15 protein-coding genes are annotated in these 17668 nt (G+C 63.6%); 4 read left to right on the top strand and 11 right to left on the bottom strand.

From position 1 onward, the window contains the following. The first annotated feature begins 102 nt into the window (after positions 1-102). The 4 genes from EV641_RS19870 to EV641_RS19855 are packed head-to-tail and all read left to right on the top strand — an operon-like array spanning position 103 to position 4616. Positions 103-1653, top strand: a complete 1551-nt coding sequence (locus EV641_RS19870; RefSeq protein ID WP_132474026.1) for an AMP-binding protein — start codon at positions 103-105, stop codon at positions 1651-1653. Between the two features lie 31 nt (positions 1654-1684). Next, positions 1685-2866 carry an amidohydrolase family protein gene (locus EV641_RS19865; RefSeq protein ID WP_054712339.1) on the top strand — a complete coding sequence of 394 codons (1182 nt, stop codon included), beginning with the start codon at positions 1685-1687 and terminating at the stop codon, positions 2864-2866. Then, complete coding sequence (locus EV641_RS19860; RefSeq protein WP_132474024.1) at positions 2863-4290, top strand: FadD3 family acyl-CoA ligase; 1428 nt, start codon at positions 2863-2865, stop codon at positions 4288-4290. Before EV641_RS19865 ends, EV641_RS19860 begins: the two co-directional genes overlap by 4 nt. Before the next feature lie 35 nt (positions 4291-4325). Then, on the top strand, positions 4326-4616 hold the full coding sequence (locus tag EV641_RS19855) for a DUF3263 domain-containing protein (RefSeq protein WP_054712336.1): 291 nt from the start codon (positions 4326-4328) through the stop codon (positions 4614-4616). Between the two features lie 86 nt (positions 4617-4702). Here EV641_RS19855 and EV641_RS19850 read toward each other — a convergent pair whose 3' ends face one another. The 11 genes from EV641_RS19850 to EV641_RS19800 form a co-directional block, all read right to left on the bottom strand. Continuing rightward, a complete protein-coding gene (locus EV641_RS19850; RefSeq protein WP_132474022.1) occupies positions 4703-5164 on the bottom strand; it encodes a pyridoxamine 5'-phosphate oxidase family protein in 462 nt (153 codons plus the stop codon). A 13-nt stretch (positions 5165-5177) separates the two neighbouring features. Then, a complete protein-coding gene (locus tag EV641_RS19845; protein WP_199233340.1) occupies positions 5178-6632 on the bottom strand; it encodes an MFS transporter in 1455 nt (484 codons plus the stop codon). 11 nt (positions 6633-6643) lie between these two features. Further along, on the bottom strand, positions 6644-7690 hold the full coding sequence (locus EV641_RS19840; protein ID WP_054712324.1) for an ABC transporter ATP-binding protein: 1047 nt from the start codon (positions 7688-7690) through the stop codon (positions 6644-6646). Then, positions 7680-8693: an ABC transporter ATP-binding protein gene (locus tag EV641_RS19835; protein ID WP_054712321.1), complete on the bottom strand. Its 1014-nt coding sequence runs from the start codon at positions 8691-8693 to the stop codon at positions 7680-7682. The genes EV641_RS19840 and EV641_RS19835 overlap by 11 nt, the downstream gene beginning before the upstream one ends. 28 nt (positions 8694-8721) lie before the next feature. Next, on the bottom strand, positions 8722-10311 hold the full coding sequence (locus EV641_RS19830) for an ABC transporter substrate-binding protein (RefSeq protein ID WP_241997365.1): 1590 nt from the start codon (positions 10309-10311) through the stop codon (positions 8722-8724). Between the two features lie 57 nt (positions 10312-10368). Next, a complete protein-coding gene (locus EV641_RS19825; RefSeq protein WP_132474018.1) occupies positions 10369-11271 on the bottom strand; it encodes an ABC transporter permease in 903 nt (300 codons plus the stop codon). Continuing rightward, positions 11268-12221: an ABC transporter permease gene (locus EV641_RS19820; RefSeq protein ID WP_132474016.1), complete on the bottom strand. Its 954-nt coding sequence runs from the start codon at positions 12219-12221 to the stop codon at positions 11268-11270. The genes EV641_RS19825 and EV641_RS19820 overlap by 4 nt, the downstream gene beginning before the upstream one ends. A 270-nt stretch (positions 12222-12491) precedes the next feature. Continuing rightward, positions 12492-13649 (bottom strand): beta-ketoacyl synthase N-terminal-like domain-containing protein, encoded by a 1158-nt coding sequence (locus tag EV641_RS19815; RefSeq protein WP_132474014.1) that lies wholly within the window; start codon positions 13647-13649, stop codon positions 12492-12494. Then, positions 13646-14848, bottom strand: a complete 1203-nt coding sequence (locus EV641_RS19810; protein ID WP_054712318.1) for an OB-fold domain-containing protein — start codon at positions 14846-14848, stop codon at positions 13646-13648. The genes EV641_RS19815 and EV641_RS19810 overlap by 4 nt, the downstream gene beginning before the upstream one ends. Before the next feature lie 33 nt (positions 14849-14881). Beyond that, positions 14882-16087 carry a CoA transferase gene (locus tag EV641_RS19805; protein ID WP_054712312.1) on the bottom strand — a complete coding sequence of 402 codons (1206 nt, stop codon included), beginning with the start codon at positions 16085-16087 and terminating at the stop codon, positions 14882-14884. Then, entirely contained in the window at positions 16084-17583 is a 1500-nt protein-coding gene (locus EV641_RS19800) for an aldehyde dehydrogenase family protein (protein ID WP_132474012.1), read from the bottom strand. The genes EV641_RS19805 and EV641_RS19800 overlap by 4 nt, the downstream gene beginning before the upstream one ends. Positions 17584-17668: the final 85 nt, after the last annotated feature.

Genomic DNA, 17668 nt, shown 5'->3' with positions numbered 1-17668 from the left:
GCCGACGCCGCGGTGTACCTCGGCGCGGCTCCGTGACCACCTGGAGCGCGACGCTCCTGATCCCCTGGAGCGCAACGCTCCTGACTACCTGGAGCGCAACAGATGCGGCAGATACCCCCCGAGCTTGTCGAACGCTACGAAAACGAAGGGTGGTGGACGCGCGACACACTCGGCGACCTTCTGGCTCGAGGCCTGAAGTCCGCTCCGGACGCAGAGTTCCGGGTCTTCTCCGACGTACGACCTTGGGAGGGAACGTTCGCCGACGTCGACCTCGTGGCGCGGCGTCTCGCGTCCGGTCTGCACAAGCGCGGCGTGGGTCCAGGCGACACGGTCGCGTTCCAGCTCCCCAACTGGATGGAGGCCGCGGCGGTCTTCTGGGCCTCGTCGTTCCTCGGCGCCGCAATCGTGCCGATCGTCCACTTCTACGGACGCAGGGAACTCTCCTACATCCTGGGCGAGGCGAAACCGAAGGCGTTCGTGAGCGCGGAGCGCTTCGGCAACATGGAGTTCCAGCCCGACCTCTGCGCCGACATCCCGATCGTCGGTGTCGTGGGGCAGGATTCGTTCGAGAACCTGCTCGACGACGAACCGTTCGAGGGCGTGTTGCCCGCCGACACGGCCGGTCCCGCCCTGCTGGCGTTCACGTCCGGCACCACGAGCAATCCCAAGGGCGTGATCCACAGCCACCGCACGATCGGATGCGAGACCCGGCAGCTCGCCGCGCGCTACCCGGCCGACCGCGGCAAGCAGCTGACGGCCGCGCCGGTCGGCCACTTCATCGGCATGGTCAATGCCTTCCTCATCCCGATCCTCGACGGTAGCCCGATCAATCTGCTGGACGTGTGGAATCCTCAGCGTGCGCTCGAACTCATGGAGAGCGACGCGCTCGTGGTGGGCGGCGGTGCCACCTACTTCATGACGAGCCTCGTCGACCATCCCGACTTCTCCCCCGAGCGGCACATCCCGTTCATGAAGTACGCGGGACTCGGCGGATCCACGGTTCCGGCGGCGGTGACCCGCCGGCTCGCCGACTACGGCATCACGGTCTTCCGCGCGTACGGCAGCACCGAACACCCGTCGATCACGAGCTCGTTGTCGACCGATCCCGAGGACAAGCGGCTCTACACCGACGGCAACCCGACACCCGGCGTGGAGATCCGGCTGACCGACGACGGCGAGATCCTCAGCCGCGGACCGGACCTGTGTGCCGGCTACACCGATCCCGCACTGACCGCGAAGGCGTTCGACGACGAGGGCTGGTACCACACCGGTGACATCGGAGTGCTCGACGACGATGGCTATCTCACCATCACCGACCGCAAGGCCGACTTCATCATCCGCGGTGGGGAGAACATCAGCGCCCTCGAAGTGGAGGAGGTTCTGCTCGCACTCCCGTCGGTCGCGGAAGCCGCAGTCGTCTCTGCTCCCGACGAGAGACTCGGCGAGCACGCCGCGGCGGTCCTTCGGCTGCACCCGGGACACACCCTGCCCACCCTCGGCGACATACGGACGCACTTCGCCCAGGCTGGAGTCGCGAAGCAGAAGTGGCCCGAGGAGCTGCACGAAGTCACAGACTTCCCCCGCACCGCAAGCGGCAAGATCCAGAAGTTCTTGGTTCGAAAGGATATTGCGGCACGCATCGGAAGAGAATAGTATTCTCACAACGAGAGAAGGAGCATTTCTGATGACAGCGAAAGACTTGCCGTACCAGCTGTTCGACGCGGACAACCACTTGTACGAGACCGAAGAGGCGCTGACGAAGTTCCTCCCGGACAAGTACAAGGGTGCGATCAAGTACGTTCAGGTCGAAGGCCGTACCAAGATCGCGATCCGCAACCAGATCAGCGAGTACATCCCCAACCCCACCTTCGAGGTCGTCGCCCGACCAGGTGCAATGGAGGATTACTTCAAGAACGGCAACCCCGAAGGCAAGAGCAAGCGGGAGATCTTCGGCAAGCCGATGAAGTCGATCCCGGCCTTCCGCGAGCCGGCCGCACGTCTCGAGCTGATGGACGAGCTCCAGATCGAGCGCACCCTGATGTTCCCGACGCTCGCCAGCCTCGTCGAAGAGCGCATGCGCGACGATCCGGATCTGATCCACGCGGTCGTCCACTCGCTCAACCAGTGGTTGTACGAGACCTGGGGATTCAACTACAAGGAACGTATCTTCACCGTTCCCGTCATCAGCCTCCCGATCGTCGAGAAGGCGATCGAAGAGCTCGAGTGGTGTGTCGAGCGTGGCGCAAAGGCCATCCTCGTGCGCCCAGCACCGGTGCCCGGATTCAAGGGACCGCGGTCGTTCGCGCTCCCCGAGTTCGACCCGTTCTGGAAGCGTGTCGTCGAACTCGACGTCCTGGTCACCCAGCACTCCTCCGACAGCGGTTACGCCCGCTACAACCAGGAGTGGGACGGCACGGGCGCGGAAATGCTCCCGTTCGTGACGAACGCGTTCCGCATGGTCAGCGAGTGGCGCCCGATCCAGGACGCGGTCTGCTCCTGGGTGTGCCACGGTGCGCTCTTCCGTTTCCCCGAACTGCGGATCGCGGTCATCGAGAACGGCGCATCCTGGCTCCCGCACGTGCTCCAGACCCTCGAAGACACCTTCAAGAAGGCACCCGAGGGCTTCGGCATGCAGGACCCGGTCGCTGCCATCAAGAAGAGCATCCATGTCAGCCCGTTCTGGGAAGAGGACTTCAGCAAGCTGACCGCCCTCATCGGTGCGGAACGCGTGCTGTTCGGGTCCGACTACCCACACCCCGAAGGGCTCGCCGAACCGACCACGTACATCGACCACATCCAGCACCTCCCGTTCGAGGATCAGAAGCTGGTCATGGGTGGCAACCTTGCAAGGCTCCTGAAGGTATGAACTGGCAGACCATCCCCGAGATGGTCCTGAGTTCAGGCGACCGCTTCGGCGATGCCGAAGCGGTCGTCGACGGGGACCTCCGGATCACCTTCACCGATCTCACCGACCGGATACGTCGAGCCGCCGGCGCTTTCGCCGACGCCGGCATCCGCAAGGGCGATCGGGTGGCGATCTGGGGCCCCAACTCGGCCGAATGGGCGATCGCCGCGTTCGGCCTGCTCACTGCCGGCGGAGTCCTCGTCCCGATCAATACCCGCTACCGGGAGGACGAGGCCGCCGACATCATCCGCCGAAGCGGAGCGAAGGCCGTACTCGTCGAGAAGGGTTTCCTCGGCCAGGACTTCACGGTCACCGAACCCGTCCCGGTGTTCGATCTGAAGTCCGACTTCCTCTCCAGCGGAGAGCCGTTCGAAGTGAGTGTGCGGGCCGACGATATCGCCGACATCATGTACACCTCGGGCACCACGGGCCGCCCGAAGGGCGTCATGATGAACCACAAGCAGACCCTGCGAATGTTCTCGGAATGGTGCGATCTCGCCGACCTCCGCCAAGGCGACCGCTACATGATCGTCAATCCCTTCTTCCACATGTTCGGCTACAAGGCCGGACTGATCGCCTCGATGATCCGCGGCGCCACGGTCCTGCCGATACCCGTACTCGACGTCGACCGAGTGCTCGAACTCGTCGAACGTGAGAAGGTCACGATGCTCCCCGGCCCCCCGACCCTCTACCAGTCGTTGCTTACCTCCCCGACCACACACGACATCTCGTCTCTGCGCGCCGCTGTCACGGGCTCTGCCGATATTCCGGTCGAGCTCATCCGGCGGATCAGCAAGGAGTTGCCGTTCGAGACGATCATGACCGGATACGGCCTGAGTGAAGGTGGAACGGCAACCGCGTCGCGTCGCGGCGACACATTCGAACAGATCGCCACCACGGTCGGCAAGGCCTGCGACGGCATCGAGATCCGCATCGCCGACGACAGCGAAGTGCTCATCCGCGGCTACAACGTCATGCAAGGCTATCTCGACGATCCAGAGGGCACCGCGGAGGCGATCGACGACGACGGTTGGCTGCACACCGGCGACCTCGGCACGCTCGACGACGAAGGGCGGCTCTGCATCGTCGGCCGCAAGAAGGACATGTTCATCGTCGGTGGTTTCAACGCCTACCCCGCCGAGATCGAGGGCTTCCTGCTCGAACACCCTGCCGTCGACCAGGTCGCCGTGATCGGTGTTCCCGACGACCGGCTCGGCCAGGTGGGCAAGGCATTCGTCGTCTCGAGCAATCCGATACCGGCCGACGACCTCATCGCATGGAGCCGCGACCGCATGGCGGGGTTCAAGGCGCCCCGCTTCGTCGAGTATCTCGATGCGCTACCACTGGGCGCCACCGGAAAAGTCATGAAAGACCAACTGCGGTAGGTCGAATCACCCACCGCACTACAGGAGGAGGCACGATGAGGGACGAAGCTGCAATGCTGGCCTTCGCCTTGAAGTGGAGGCATTGGAACGGCGGTCCCGACGAAGACATCTTCGTCGAGTTCGGCATCACCCCACCGGAGTTCTTCCACCGGCTACGCGTGCTTCTGACACGGGACCGGTGGAATCGGCTCGACCCGGTGATCCTCGACCAACTCGTCAAGGTCTGCGACGAGCGGATCGGCGCTATCGACATCCGGTCGGTCGCCGACCGCGACCGGGCGAAGTTCGTCTCGCCTCGGCACCCACTCAGCAAGCTCTCGGCCTGACGCGTTGCTCCGGTACGGCCCCCGTACGACACCGCGGTCTCGCCTCCGGTAGCGCATCGCCACGCCGGAGCAACGCTCACCCGGCCTTACTTGCGCATCTTGCCGAAATCCCAACTCACGAGTTTCGTCGGCACGAGCTTCAGCCACGCATGCCGCCCGTCGTAGGTGAAAGCGCGGCCGCCTGCATACTTTTCAGCGAAAAGCCGTTCGGGTTCGGCGAGTTCGTCGACATCGTCGCCGCGCCGCGGCGCTTCACCGACAACCGCTGCACGCCCGCGTAGTTCCACACCGCGAAGGCTCATGAAGTCGGCGCCCCCGTCGTCGACGATCACGGCGAGCCGTGCATCGCGATCGATGTCGGTCCAGCGTTGGCTACGGACCAGGGAATTGAGCCACAACGCCTTTCCGTCCCAGACGTACCAGAGTGCACTCAGGTGGGGTCCACCCGAGCCGAGGGTCGCAACCCGGCACACCGGCTGATTCTGCAGGAACTCGTCGCGCTCGTCGTCGGACATCGCGATTGCGGTACCTCGTCGTTGGCTGGTCATCAATCCTCGTTCCTCATGGTCGAGCCGTAGTCATTACGTCATCCGAATTCGTGTCATCCGAAGCTGGGAAGCGGATGGCGAGGGTCACTGCCGCCGCGACCGACGCGGTGACAGCACCGATCATCAATCCCGTCAAGAATCCCTGTTCGCTGGGGATGATCTTCCCCGCGAACGCGACGCTCATCTGCGCCAACACCACACCTGCGACGGCAGCGGACGCGGTACCACCCACAGAACGCAACAGTGTGTTGACGCTGTTCGCCGAAGAGATTTCGGACTGAGGTACCGCGCCCATGATCAGTGTCGGTATTGCACCGTAGGCGAACCCGATTCCCGCGGCAACGCCGCAGGTGATCAGTAACAGCCCCCAGGTGTTGCTCATCGCGAATACCGAGGAGCCATAGGCAACCGCCATCATGAGACATCCTGCTAGCAAAGTACTCCGGGGCCCACGCGCTGTCGTCAGGCGGGCCCCGAGCGGTGCAACGGCCATCATCACCAGGCCTGCGGGGGCACTCCACAGTCCCATCATGATCATCGACTGTCCCAGTCCGTATCCGGTGGTTTCGGGAAGCTGCCGTATCTGCGGAACGAGCAGCGCTTGGAAATACATGGAGAAGCCGATCAGGGTCGTGACCGCGTTGGTCACCAGGACAGGTCGCCCCACCGATATTCGCAGATCGATCAGGGGATGCCGGGTTCGCAACTCCCACCATCCCCATACGACGAACATGACGACCGCCGACGCGAACAGTCCGATGGTGATCGGGCTCGCCCACCCCCAGTCACCACCCTTGGATACCGGCAGCAGAAGGCACACCAACGCCATGGAAACGCCCACGGCCCCGAACACGTCGAAATGGCCGCGAGTCCCGTAGACCGGAGTGTCCGGGACTATCCACACGATGAGAACTGCAACCAGGATGCTCAGAATTCCCACTCCCCAGAACATCATTCGCCAGCTCATGGTCTGAATGATGATCCCAGCGAGAGGCAGTCCCAGGGCTCCACCGATCCCGAGTGATGCGCTCATCATGGCGATCGACGAACCGAGGCGTTCCGGAGGGACCGCAGCGCGTAGCGCGCTGATTCCCAACGGGACCACTCCGAAACCGGCGCCCTGCAGCGCGCGGCCCACGAGCATCGGGCCGAGGGTGGACGACATCGCACACACGAACGACCCCATAATCAGAGGAATCGTGCACAGCAGGAGTATCCGGCGCGACCCGTACATATCGCCGAGTCGGCCGGTCACCGGAGTCGCGATCGCGCCGGACAGCAATGTCACCGTCACGACCCAGGACGCATTGGACGGACCGGTCCCGAGAATCGTCGGCAGTTCACCCAGAAGGGGCACCACCAGCGTCGACATGAGGGTCGTGACAGTGCCGGCAAAGACCAGCACCCAGATGGTCGGACCGGCTCCACCGTCCGACACTGCACCACCCTTCGATGCAGTGCTCTCCACCGGCACGCCGCCTACGACGCCTCGGCTTTCTCGAGGTCGATCGTCTCGATCTCGAACAGATTCTTGCGTCCCACGACGGAGGGCAGCGGGAAATGGCACGCAGCGTACTGGCCCGGACGCACCTCCCGCATTTCCGGTTCTTCCTTCTCGCATCGGTCCTGTGCGTGCGGGCACCGTGTCCGGAAGCGGCACCCCGTCGGCGGGGACAGCGGCGAGGGCACATCACCGGCCAGCGCCGGTCCCGCAAAAGCCTTGTCGGGATCGGTCAATGGAACCGAGTCCAGCAGTGCGCGAGTATAGGGATGTGCGGGATCGTCGTAGAGCTCGATGGAGTCGCCGAACTCGCAGACCTTGCCCAGATACATCACCATCACGTTGTCGCTCACGGTGCGAACCACACCGAGATCGTGGGCGATGAACACGACCGTCAGGTCGAACTCTTCCTTGAGTTCTTCGATGAGGTTGAGGATCTGAGCCTGCACCGAGACGTCCAGCGCCGACACCGGCTCGTCGCAGATCAAAAGGCGTGGCCCGAGCGCGAGTGCACGTGCAATCGCGACACGCTGCGCTTGGCCACCGGACAGCTGCCTGGGAAGGATCTCCGCGAACCGCTCACCCGAAAGCCCCACCTGTTCGAGCATCGACGCAGACTTCTTCCCGCGCTCCTCGGCATCTGCGCCGGCAACCGTCAGCCCTTCGACGACGATGTCCTTGACCGCGCGACGCGGATTGAGGGACGACACCGGGTCCTGGAAGATCATCTGCATGTCGCGGCGCAGCGAGCGCATGTGCTTCTCGCTCACGTCCTCGATCCACTCCTCGCCGAACCGGATCCGGCCTGCCGTCACCTGGTCGAGGCGGAGAACCGCCCGGCCGGTGGTCGACTTCCCGCACCCGGATTCACCGACGATGCCCAGTGTTTCGCCGGGAAGCAGATCGAAGCTGATCTTCGACACAGCCTGCACCGTGCCGGCCTTCGACGGATACTCGACGACGAGGTCCTGCACCGAGAGCAAAGCTTCATCTCCGCGCAGATGCGCGGTACCACTACCTGCCATGTGATTCACCTCCGGATACAGACCCCACCGGAACCTTGACGGGGTTCACGCACGCGACGTCGTGATCGACGCCGAAGGATTCGAGCTCGATCGGCGCAGACGTGCATGCGTCCTCCGCGTGCGAGCAGCGAGGAGCGAACCTGCACCCCTCGGGGGGCGAGATCGGGTCGGGAAGCGACCCTTGGATCAGACGCAGAGGGGAATGCCGCTCATGATCGATCGAAGGTGTCGCGCCCAGGAGCGCATGGGTGTATCGATGCATCGGCGCGTCGAACACCTCTCGGGTGGAGCCCACCTCCGCGAGACGGCCCGAGTACATGACAGCCACCCGGTCGGTACGACCGGCGACGACGGCGAGGTCGTGGCTGATGAGCATCATCGCCATGTTCCGATCGCGTTGCACGCGCCGGAGCAGGTCGAGGATCTGACGCTGCACCGTCACGTCCAGGGCTGTGGTCGGCTCGTCCGCGATCAGAAGATCCGGCTCACACGCCAAGGCAATCGCAAGCATCACACGCTGACGCATGCCACCGGACATCTCGTGCGGATAGTTACGCAGCCTCCGCTCCGGATCGGGTACACCGACTTCGTCCAGGAGTTTCAGGGCACGATCGTGGGCTTCGGACTTGCTCACTCCCAGGTGTCGTCGCATCCCCTCGGTGAGCTGCCGCTCGACTCGCACAACGGGATTGAGGGAGCGTCCCGGATCCTGGAAGACCATGGCGATCTGGTTACCCCAGATCTCCAGCTTTTCCTTCTTGCTCAGGGACAACAGATCACGCCCCTGGAAGGTCACCTCCCCCGAGCGACCGGAGCGCGGTGGCATCAGACCCATGATCGCGCGGGCCATGACCGACTTGCCGGAGCCGGACTCACCGACGATACCCAGCGCCTGTCCGGAGTCCAGGGTCAGCGACACATCGTCCACAGCGCGGACGGTGCCTCGCGGCGTGCCGATGTAGGCACGTAGATTTCTCACTTCGAGAAGCGGCTGAGTACTCACGGTGAGCCGGCCCTTTCAGTCGTGTCGGCTAGTTACTACTGATCCAGAGCTCTTCGGGAAGGTTCGATCCGAGACTGAAGAGCTGCACACCATGCATATCCGCGCTGAAGGTCGCCGCAGGCACCCCCCGGGTATACCAGATGCCCACCACAGAATCGGCGAGAATCTGCTGCACCTCGTCGTATGCCTGCTTGCGCTCCTCTTGGGTCTCACCGAAGCGACCGCTTTGCAACGCTGTGTCCAGATCAGGATTATTGACGCCCATGAAGTTTCCGGACGAGCCGGAAGCGAAGGCGGTCGACAGAGCGTAATCGGGGTCCTGGGTTATCGCAGACGAGATGATCATGTCGAAGTCACGCGCACCCGCTCGCGCGGTCACCGCGGCGAAGTCTGTGACCTCGACGTTCATCTCGACGTTCTCGAATGCACTCAACTGCGCTTGGATCGCCTCTGCAAGAACGCGGCTTTCCGTTGTCGGGTACGACAGGAAGGTGAACGAAACTGGCTTACCTTCTGCTGCAAGCTCATCGAACAGTTGCTGCGCTTGTTCAGTGTTCGTCTCACCGAGGGGAATATCGGCGTAGTAAGGGGAGTCCTCCGGGAAGAACGTGGTGGGAACCTCTCCCTCGCCGTTGTAGACCACGGTGTTCACGGCATCGAGATCGACTGCCAGAGACACCGCACGTCGCGCACGCTCGTCGTCGAACGGTGCACGACGCTGGTTCATACCGGCGTACTGACCACCACCAGTAGAGGTCACAACGTACTGCAGGCCTGCGGCCTCGGCCTTGTTGATGTTGGACCAGTTCGTCTCCGCGGCAATATCGGCACCGCCGGTCGTCATGGTGTTCGACCGCTGATTGGAGTCTGCCACCGTGCGAACGACCAGTCCCTCGAGGTACGGCTTGGGGGCATCCCAATACTGCGGATTCTTCTCGAGTTCGATCGCGTCCTGACGAGCCCAATTGACCAGGGTGAACGGACCCGCACCGATCGGATTTGCGTCGAAGGCCTCTCGGCCCTGTTCGAGTGCTGCCGGCGCGGCCACCCAATTGAGTGCTCCGGCAACAACCGCCTGGCCGAACTGGGGGTTCGGATCGACCAAAGTCACACGTAGCGTGTGCGGATCGATGACCTCGGTCGATTCGACCTCCGAGGCCTGGCGAATGGTCGTGGATCCCAAGGCAGGGTCCTTGAGCCGATCCCAGTTGTACTTCACAGCCTCGGCCTCGAGTGGGGTCCCGTCACTGAACACGAGATCGGGCTGCAGGGAGAGGGTGAAGGTCTTACCACCGTCATCGCTCGAGAAGTCCGTGGCCATCTTGTATTCGAGCTCGAACGTGTCGTTGTTCGTGATCATCAACGTGCCGTAGAGCGCGTTGCCGAGAAGTGGTTGGTGCGCCCACGTGTTGGACAGGGCTGCAGGATCGAGCGACCGCGGTTCGCCCGATTGCAGGACACGGCCTGTGCCGCCGGCGACGGGATCGCCCGCCTCCACCGTGGCCGCAGTCGAATTGGCCTCGGACCCGGAATCCCCTCCGGAGCCGCATGCACCCAGGACCAGTGCAGCGGAGCACGCTACCGCGACCGCGGCCGCCATGCGTCTGTGTCGGATCATTCTCGACCTCATACTTTCATGTACTTCGGGACTACGACCGGCGCACGCCGAGATGACTCAGTCGTGCAGCGTGCGGTCGTACTTCGTGCGGAGGTGATCGCCTACCTGGTTGAGGCCGAACACCGTAAGGAAGATGACGAGTGAAGGAACCATCACCAGGTGCGGTGAGGTGGACAGCGCGTCCTTTCCGTCGTTGATCATCCCGCCCCAGCTCGGCTGGGGCGGCGGAATTCCGAGGCCGAGGAAGCTCAGGGAGCCTTCGGCGACGATGAGCGCGGCCATCACAATGGGGAGATAGGACGCGAGGGGCGCGATCACGTTGGGCATGATCTCCCGGAACAGGATGCGACCGTTTCCGGCTCCCATGTTCTTTGCAGCCCTGACGAATTCACGCGATGACCACGAAAGCGTATTCGCGCGGGACAATCTGATGAACGACGGAACAGCCATCAATCCGAGGCCCAGCAGCATGGTCGGCACGCTCGGGGTCAGGATCGATGCCAGTGCGAGGAGCAGGATCAGCGGGGGGAACGCGAGCATGGCATCCGTGATCAGGGTGATCACGGAGTCGAGCTTCTTGCCGAAATAGCCGGAGATCAAGCCGAAGAACGAACCGATCACAAAGCCGGTCAAACCGGCGACAGCACCGATGACGAGTGAGACCTGCGCGCCGTAGATGATGCGGGAGAGCATCGATCGGCCGAGAGTGTCGGTTCCGAGGAACGTGTCGAGAGATTCGAACGACGGTGGCTGGCGAGGGGATCCGATCGGGACATCGTAGGGCGCAATGGGAAGCAGGCCCGCGAAAATCGCTGCACCGATGATGACCACCAGCCAGACGATCGACAGGTAGACCAGGATCGAACGCTTCTTCTTGACGGCCGGGACGTCGGGTAACGTCGCGGCGCTCTTTCCTGTGGAGACGCCGTCCCCACGCTTCTCGAGCGCGACCTGCGTCATGCTCCGACCACCTTCCTGACCCGCGGGTCGATGACTTGGTAGCTGAGGTCGACGAGGGTGTTGATACCGACGTACACGACCGCGATGAAGACGACGATGCCCTGCACCATGATTACGTCACGTGACGTGATCGACGAGGCAACCAACTGCCCCAATCCCGGTAGGCCGAAAAGTGTTTCGACGATCACGGTGCCGCCGATCAGACGTCCGAGGTTGATGCCGGCGACCGTGATGAGGGAGAACGACGACGGCCGCAGCGCGTGCCGCATCATCACGTACCAGGACGGCATACCCTTTGCTCGCGCCGACGCCACGAAGTCTTCGCGGAGCGTACCGATGAGGTCGGTTCGCAATAGCCGATGGAATGCAGCGATCTCGGTGAGTGCGATCGCGATCGCGGGGAGGAGCGCACCGCGCAAGTTATCGCCGAGCCCCTCGCTGATTCGTGACCAGCCCATCACCGGGAAGATCTGCAGCTGGATGGCGAAGTAGTAGATCAGCACCGGACCCGCAATGAAGGCCGGTACCGAGAGGAACACCGCAGACAGTGCGTTGATCCCCCGGTCGACCTTGCTGCCCGGACGCGATGCCGAGACGATGCCCATCACGAGGGACACGACCAGCGCGATGATCAGACCCATGGCCGCGAGCTGGAGTGTGACGGGCAGGCGCTCGACGATCGCCTCACTCACAGATTGCCCGGTGAGCGGCGAAGTTCCGAGGTCACCACGGAGAGCGTTGCCGAGCCAGTCGATGTACCGAACCCAGAAGGGCTGATCCAGGCCGAGTTCGGAGTTCATCTTCGCGACGGCTTCGGGTGTGGCGTTCTCACCCAGGATGACCTGGGCGACCGATCCCGGCGCGAAGCTGAGCAGGGCGACGACCGCAATCGTCACCAGCAGGACAACCAGAATGCTGCGTCCCACCCGTTTGGAAACCGTGGAAATCATCCGAACTCAACTTTCATCGCGATACAGGAATCGTGCCGCCCAGAACAAGAGACGAAGTACTTGTGACGGCTCCCACAGTAGGACGTTCTCGCGTCAACGGCAATATCAGTTCACATAAAAAAGAACCAATGTATTCAAATTACAGAACGGCAATCTTGCACCCCGGCAACAATTCATCGATCCGGGCAGATCGGGCACGATGAAGAGGCCCACAGTGCGACGAAAACCCGCGTCACACAATGCGTGTGCGCGGGTTTCCGTTGCAGGCCATCAGCCTCTTGCTGCCTCCAGAATCGTCACGGCCGCAACAGCCGTGGGACCCCCGACGTTGTGCGCCAACCCGATCCGAGCTCCGTCGACCTGGTTGGCTGCATCGCCACGCAGTTGCTCGAACAGCTCTACGCACTGGGCCACTCCGGTGGCGCCCGGCGGGTGCCCCTTGGTGTTGAGCCCCCCGCTGGGATTCACCGGCAGGGATCCTCCGACAGCCGCACCGCCGGACTCGATGAGCTTGAACGCCTCGAACTTCTCGACGAAGCCGAGATCCTCGTAACTGATCAGCTCGATGCCCGTGAAGTAATCATGTACCTCCGCCACGTCGATGTCGGATGGGGTCATCCCGGCCATCGCAAACGCCTGCTTCGCCGCGCGCACTGTCGCAGGGAAAGAGGTCATGTCTCGCTTGTGCTGATGCATAACGGAATCGAGTCCGACGCCACTTCCACGTATCCAGACCGGACGATCGGTGAACCTGTCGACCACGTCCTCGGCGACAAGGACCACCGCAGCAGCACCATCACTCTGCGGTGCGCAGTCGTAGACCCCGAAGGGCGTGACGACGGTGTCCGCTGCGAGCGCCTCTTCGACCGTGAGCTCGAATCGTCGGCACGCCTTGGGATTGCTCATCGCATTGTGATGGTTCTTGACAGCCACCATCGCCATGTGTTCACGGGTCGCCGGCGATTCGTGCAGGTATCTACGCACGTGCAGCGCAAATCCCGCCTGTGCGAGCCCGAGTGGGTAGTCCCACGCCATGTCGCGGGACATGGCCTCCCACTCCCAGAGCATCCCCTTCGACGCCGTTTCTCGGAGCTTGTCGGCTCCCACCACGAGCGCAACGTCGTAGGCTCCGGATGCTATGCCGAACATAGCATTTCGGATCGCATCGTGCCCCGTGGCACACGAGTTCTCAACTCGGGTCACGGGGATGTCGCGTAGGCCCAGAGTGTCGGCGAGGATCCCCGATGGGAAGCCGTCGGTGGTACCCATCGAGCCGAACCAGGCAGCCTGCAGATCCGAGAGATCGAGCCCCTTGTCGATGCTTGCCGCACACTCGGAGAACGCCATCGGCAGAAGGTCCCTGATGCCCAACGCGAAGTGCTCCGCGAACGGCGTCATTCCCGCACCGACAATCGCTACGTTCCTCATGCCGCATCCTCCGTTCCTGTACCGACCGCACCCGCGGTGCCGGGCTCGAATGCATAGCCGTAGTCGGGCACACCCGAGCGGACGGCCACGCGCCTGAGCACCAGTCGGCCTCTATCACCGATATCGACGGTGCCTGCCTCGACACCGGTGACCCGCACCAGCGCCCGCACACCCACGTCATCGAGTTCGACGATCACGAGTGTGTACGGCGTCTTCAGCCCGGGCACCGGGGCGTGCACCGTCACCTCGGTGTACACGGTGCCCGTGCGAGGCAGTTCGACGAAGGTGTACTCCGTCTTCAATGTTCCGTCCTGGTCCACCCGGTATCGGGGAGGAAAGTCCAGTTCGTCGCTGTCGGAGAACTTACCCGCCTCCCACCGCACCTTCGCCTCGAAGGCCCGCTCGTACGCGGCAAGGGAGATGGGGATCTCACCGGTCGCGAGCTGGCCGGATTCGGGCAGAGGCTGCGGGGCTCGCTCCCGGCGAAGGACCGAAGCCGAGCCGTCCGCCACCGTGATCCCCGACAGACTCGCCTGTTCGATCCCTACCAGCGGTCCGGTCGTCGAGGCTTCCGCCATGGCTGCCAACGCAAACAGACTCGAACTCGCACCGGTGGTGGGAAGTGCAACGGAATCACCGACGGCGAGGGGCGCCGCGTCCTTGCGTCCGACGCCCGCGACGACGACAGGGCTGTCGACCCACGCCGTCGCCAGGGAGGCGAGGTAGCCGCGCTTCTTGAGCAGTCGTGGATCGCCGTAGTCGTGGACATCCCCCGAACTGTTCCGTGTTCGGACCGGCAGACTCCGGGACACCCGTGCGGCGGTGCGAACCTGCAGGCCGCGTTCCGCAGTGAGTGCGGCCGCCGCACCGGCACCATCGATGTCGACGCCGATCACGAGCGTTCTGGGCCTGGCCGAGCCGAGGGCGTCGAGTGTCGCGGGAGCCCCACCCAATCGCTCGATGACTTCGAGCTCTGGATCGAGCCCGAGTCCGGCGAGGAGAACCGCAGCATTGCTGCTCTCCGTGAGCGGGAGGTCTCGGCTCACGAGCACGACGTACTCGACCGAGCCTCCGGATTCGAGCGCGGCGCGACCTGCTTCGACAGCAAGCGTGATCGCGTCCTCGTCGTCTCCCGGTACTCGGGAGTCGGATGTACCCCAACACGGCAGGTACGTACCGATCGAAGCAATGTATGGCATGGGATTCTCCCGACGAACTGGACTACTGCCGAACTACGTAACTGCGCCGGCAGTTTTGAGGGCGATGATCCGGTCCCAATCGAGCCCGAGCTCGAGCAGGACTTCCTCTGTCTGAGCGGCGAATTCGGGTGCCGCCCCGATGGTGGGTGCTGTGACGTCGAACTGGACGGGATTGCTGACCAATTCGAGTTCACCTGCCTTGACGATGTACTCGTTCGCCCGGACCTGCGGGTCACTCGCCACCTGCAGAGAATCCTGCACGGGCGCCCACGGACCGGAAAGGCTTCCGAAACGCTCTGTCCACTCGGGGAGCGTGCGGGTGCGGATGGCCTCACGAATGAGTTCGACGGCTTCTGCGGTGTGGGCGGCGATCTGCTCCGCTCCGGCGAAGCGAGGATCGTCGATCAGTTCGGGACGCTCGATGAGCGTGCACACCTCGGCCCAGTACTTCGTCGGCTGCAGCATCACGAACGACAGGAAGCGTCCGTCCGCAGTCTCGTACAACCCGGAGAGAGGGTTGGTCACCGCACCGTGTCCGCCGGGCACCGGAGCCACCATGTGATCGTTCATGTGCACCGACAACGCGATCCCGTGGCCCATCGCCCACACGCCACTGCTGAGCAACGACACGTCGACGATCGACGGCTCGCCGGTACGTTCACGCTTGAACAGTGCTGCGGCGATACCGCCCGCGAGGTTCGTCCCGGAGATGGTGTCGCCGAACGCCGGCCCCGGAGGACTGATCATGCCTTCTGTCCCGGGCGGGGTAAGCGAGGCGGCGATACCGCCTCGCGCCCAGAAGGCCGTCATGTCGTAGCCGCCTTTGTCGGACTCCTCGCCACGTGGACCGAGCGCGCTTCCGCGAGCGTAGATCACCTTCGGGTTCACGGCCCGAATGTCGTCGACATCGATACCGAACTTCGTCCGGGCCTGCGGGAGGAAGCTCGTCAGGAACACGTCGCAGTTCCGAGCGAGGTCGTGGAGAAGTTCCTTGCCCTCGGGCGTGCTCATATCGACGCCGATGCTGCGCTTCCCACGGTTCGCATGTTCGACATTGGGATTCGGATCGCCTTCGACGCGCATGTGGCCGATCTGGCGAAGGCCACGCTGCGGATCGCCGGTGACCGCGTGTTCGACTTTGATGACGTCGGCGCCCCACTCAGCGAGCACTGCGCCCGCCGAGGGAACGAACCCGTACATCGCGACCTCGAGGATGCGGACTCCGTCCAGTGGCTTCATGCCTTCACCACGGCTGCGTAGGCCTTGGTCTCGAGGAACTCCTCCAGACCGTGCGCACTCATCTCGCGACCGATACCCGACTGCTTGTATCCGCCGAAGGGCATGTCGGGGGTGAAGTAGTTGCCGCCGTTGATGCTGAAGGTACCGGTGCGGATGCGACGTCCGATCGCGATGCCGCGCTCCTCGTCGGCGGTGAGCACACCGCCGGACAGTCCGTACTTCGAATCGTTGGCGATCCGGACGGCATCGTCGTCGCCATCGTGGGGAATCACCGCGAGAACAGGGCCGAACGCCTCTTCCTGGGCAATCTCGCTCGACGGGTCGACGTTGGCGAGAAGCGTCGGCTCGTAGAAGTAGCCGGGTTCGACGGCCTTGCCGCCGGTTGCCAGCGTGGCGCCGGCCTCGATCGCGCGCTGCACGAGTCCGTCGACCTTGTCGCGTTGCTTCGCGCTGATGAGCGGCCCCATGTACATCTTGGGGTTCGTCGGATCGCCGAACGGCACGTTGGCCATGAACCCCGCGACGCGCGCCACGATCTCGTCGTGCTTCTCGCGCGGCACGACAAGTCGGGTGGTCAACGCGCAACCCTGGCCGGCATGGGAGCAGACGCTGAAGGCGGCGAACTGCGCGACCATGTCGAGGTCTGCGTCGTCGAGCACGATCAGCGCGGACTTGCCGCCGAGCTCGGTGAAGACCTTCTTCATCGTGGCCGCGGCAGCCGCCATGATCTGTGCACCGACCGGGGTGGAGCCGGTGAACGTGACGACGTCCACCTCCGGATGCGTGGTCATGACCTCGCCGACGGGGATACCCGACGACGACAGGACGTTGACTACGCCCGCGGGGATATCGGTGTGTTCCTTGATGATCTCGCCGAGGGCATTGGTGACGAGCGGGGTGTCGGGCGCGCCCTTGAGGACGACCGTGCAACCTGCGGCGAGTGCGGGTGCCAGCTTGGCCATCGCGAGCTGGACCGGGTAGTTGTACGCGGTGATCGCGGCGACGACACCGGCCGCTTCCTTGTCGATCCACCGGCGGTGCTGCTGTCCGCGGATCTCGATCTCACCGAGCGCCTCGGTCAACGGGTAGGTCCGCAGCAGGTCGGCGTAGTATTTGACGATCTCGATCGGCGCTTCGAGCTGATTGCCGTGAGTGAGCACGCGGGTGGCACCGACTTCGCCCATCAGCAGCTCGCGCAGCTCTTCCTTGTTGTCCTGCAGCGCCTGGTACAGCTGGTCCAGACAGTTGGCACGGAACTCGGCGTCGGTTGCCCAGGTGGTGGTATCGAATGCGCGGCGAGCAGCGGCGACCGCAGCTTCTGCTTCGTCCACTCCGGCGTCCGGAGCGTGGCCGAACAGCTCACCGGTCGCAGGATTGTAGGACGGGAAGGTCTTGTCGAGCATGACCAGTTCGCCGTCGATGAGCAGGGGTTTCGTCACGCCCGTCGATGTAGCACCGTCGACTACCGCGGTCGACCCGTTGTCCTGCGGTGACATTCCGTCTCCTCACACTGGTGGAAATAATATTCTCGCATCTGAGAATCAGAGATCTGTTGGACGCGACTGTACCAAGTCATCCGCC

The sequence above is a fragment of the Rhodococcus sp. SMB37 genome, from assembly GCF_004345605.1.
Taxonomy (GTDB): Bacteria; Actinomycetota; Actinomycetes; order Mycobacteriales; family Mycobacteriaceae; genus Rhodococcus.
This window is presented reverse-complemented; position numbering and strand designations above follow the sequence as displayed.

What these genes read in the sequence shown, in the direction of transcription:
- EV641_RS19865 (WP_054712339.1), top strand. Translation starts at nt 1,685, where the DNA reads ATGACAGCGAAAGACTTGCCGTACCAGCTGTTCGACGCGGACAACCAC.
- EV641_RS19815 (WP_132474014.1), bottom strand. Translation starts at nt 13,649, where the DNA reads ATGAGGAACGTAGCGATTGTCGGTGCGGGAATGACGCCGTTCGCGGAG.
- EV641_RS19820 (WP_132474016.1), bottom strand. Translation starts at nt 12,221, where the DNA reads ATGATTTCCACGGTTTCCAAACGGGTGGGACGCAGCATTCTGGTTGTC.
- EV641_RS19850 (WP_132474022.1), bottom strand. Translation starts at nt 5,164, where the DNA reads ATGACCAGCCAACGACGAGGTACCGCAATCGCGATGTCCGACGACGAG.
- EV641_RS19830 (WP_241997365.1), bottom strand. Translation starts at nt 10,311, where the DNA reads ATGATCCGACACAGACGCATGGCGGCCGCGGTCGCGGTAGCGTGCTCC.
- EV641_RS19870 (WP_132474026.1), top strand. Translation starts at nt 103, where the DNA reads ATGCGGCAGATACCCCCCGAGCTTGTCGAACGCTACGAAAACGAAGGG.
- EV641_RS19855 (WP_054712336.1), top strand. Translation starts at nt 4,326, where the DNA reads ATGAGGGACGAAGCTGCAATGCTGGCCTTCGCCTTGAAGTGGAGGCAT.
- EV641_RS19840 (WP_054712324.1), bottom strand. Translation starts at nt 7,690, where the DNA reads ATGGCAGGTAGTGGTACCGCGCATCTGCGCGGAGATGAAGCTTTGCTC.
- EV641_RS19825 (WP_132474018.1), bottom strand. Translation starts at nt 11,271, where the DNA reads ATGACGCAGGTCGCGCTCGAGAAGCGTGGGGACGGCGTCTCCACAGGA.
- EV641_RS19805 (WP_054712312.1), bottom strand. Translation starts at nt 16,087, where the DNA reads ATGAAGCCACTGGACGGAGTCCGCATCCTCGAGGTCGCGATGTACGGG.
- EV641_RS19860 (WP_132474024.1), top strand. Translation starts at nt 2,863, where the DNA reads ATGAACTGGCAGACCATCCCCGAGATGGTCCTGAGTTCAGGCGACCGC.
- EV641_RS19800 (WP_132474012.1), bottom strand. Translation starts at nt 17,583, where the DNA reads ATGTCACCGCAGGACAACGGGTCGACCGCGGTAGTCGACGGTGCTACA.
- EV641_RS19810 (WP_054712318.1), bottom strand. Translation starts at nt 14,848, where the DNA reads ATGCCATACATTGCTTCGATCGGTACGTACCTGCCGTGTTGGGGTACA.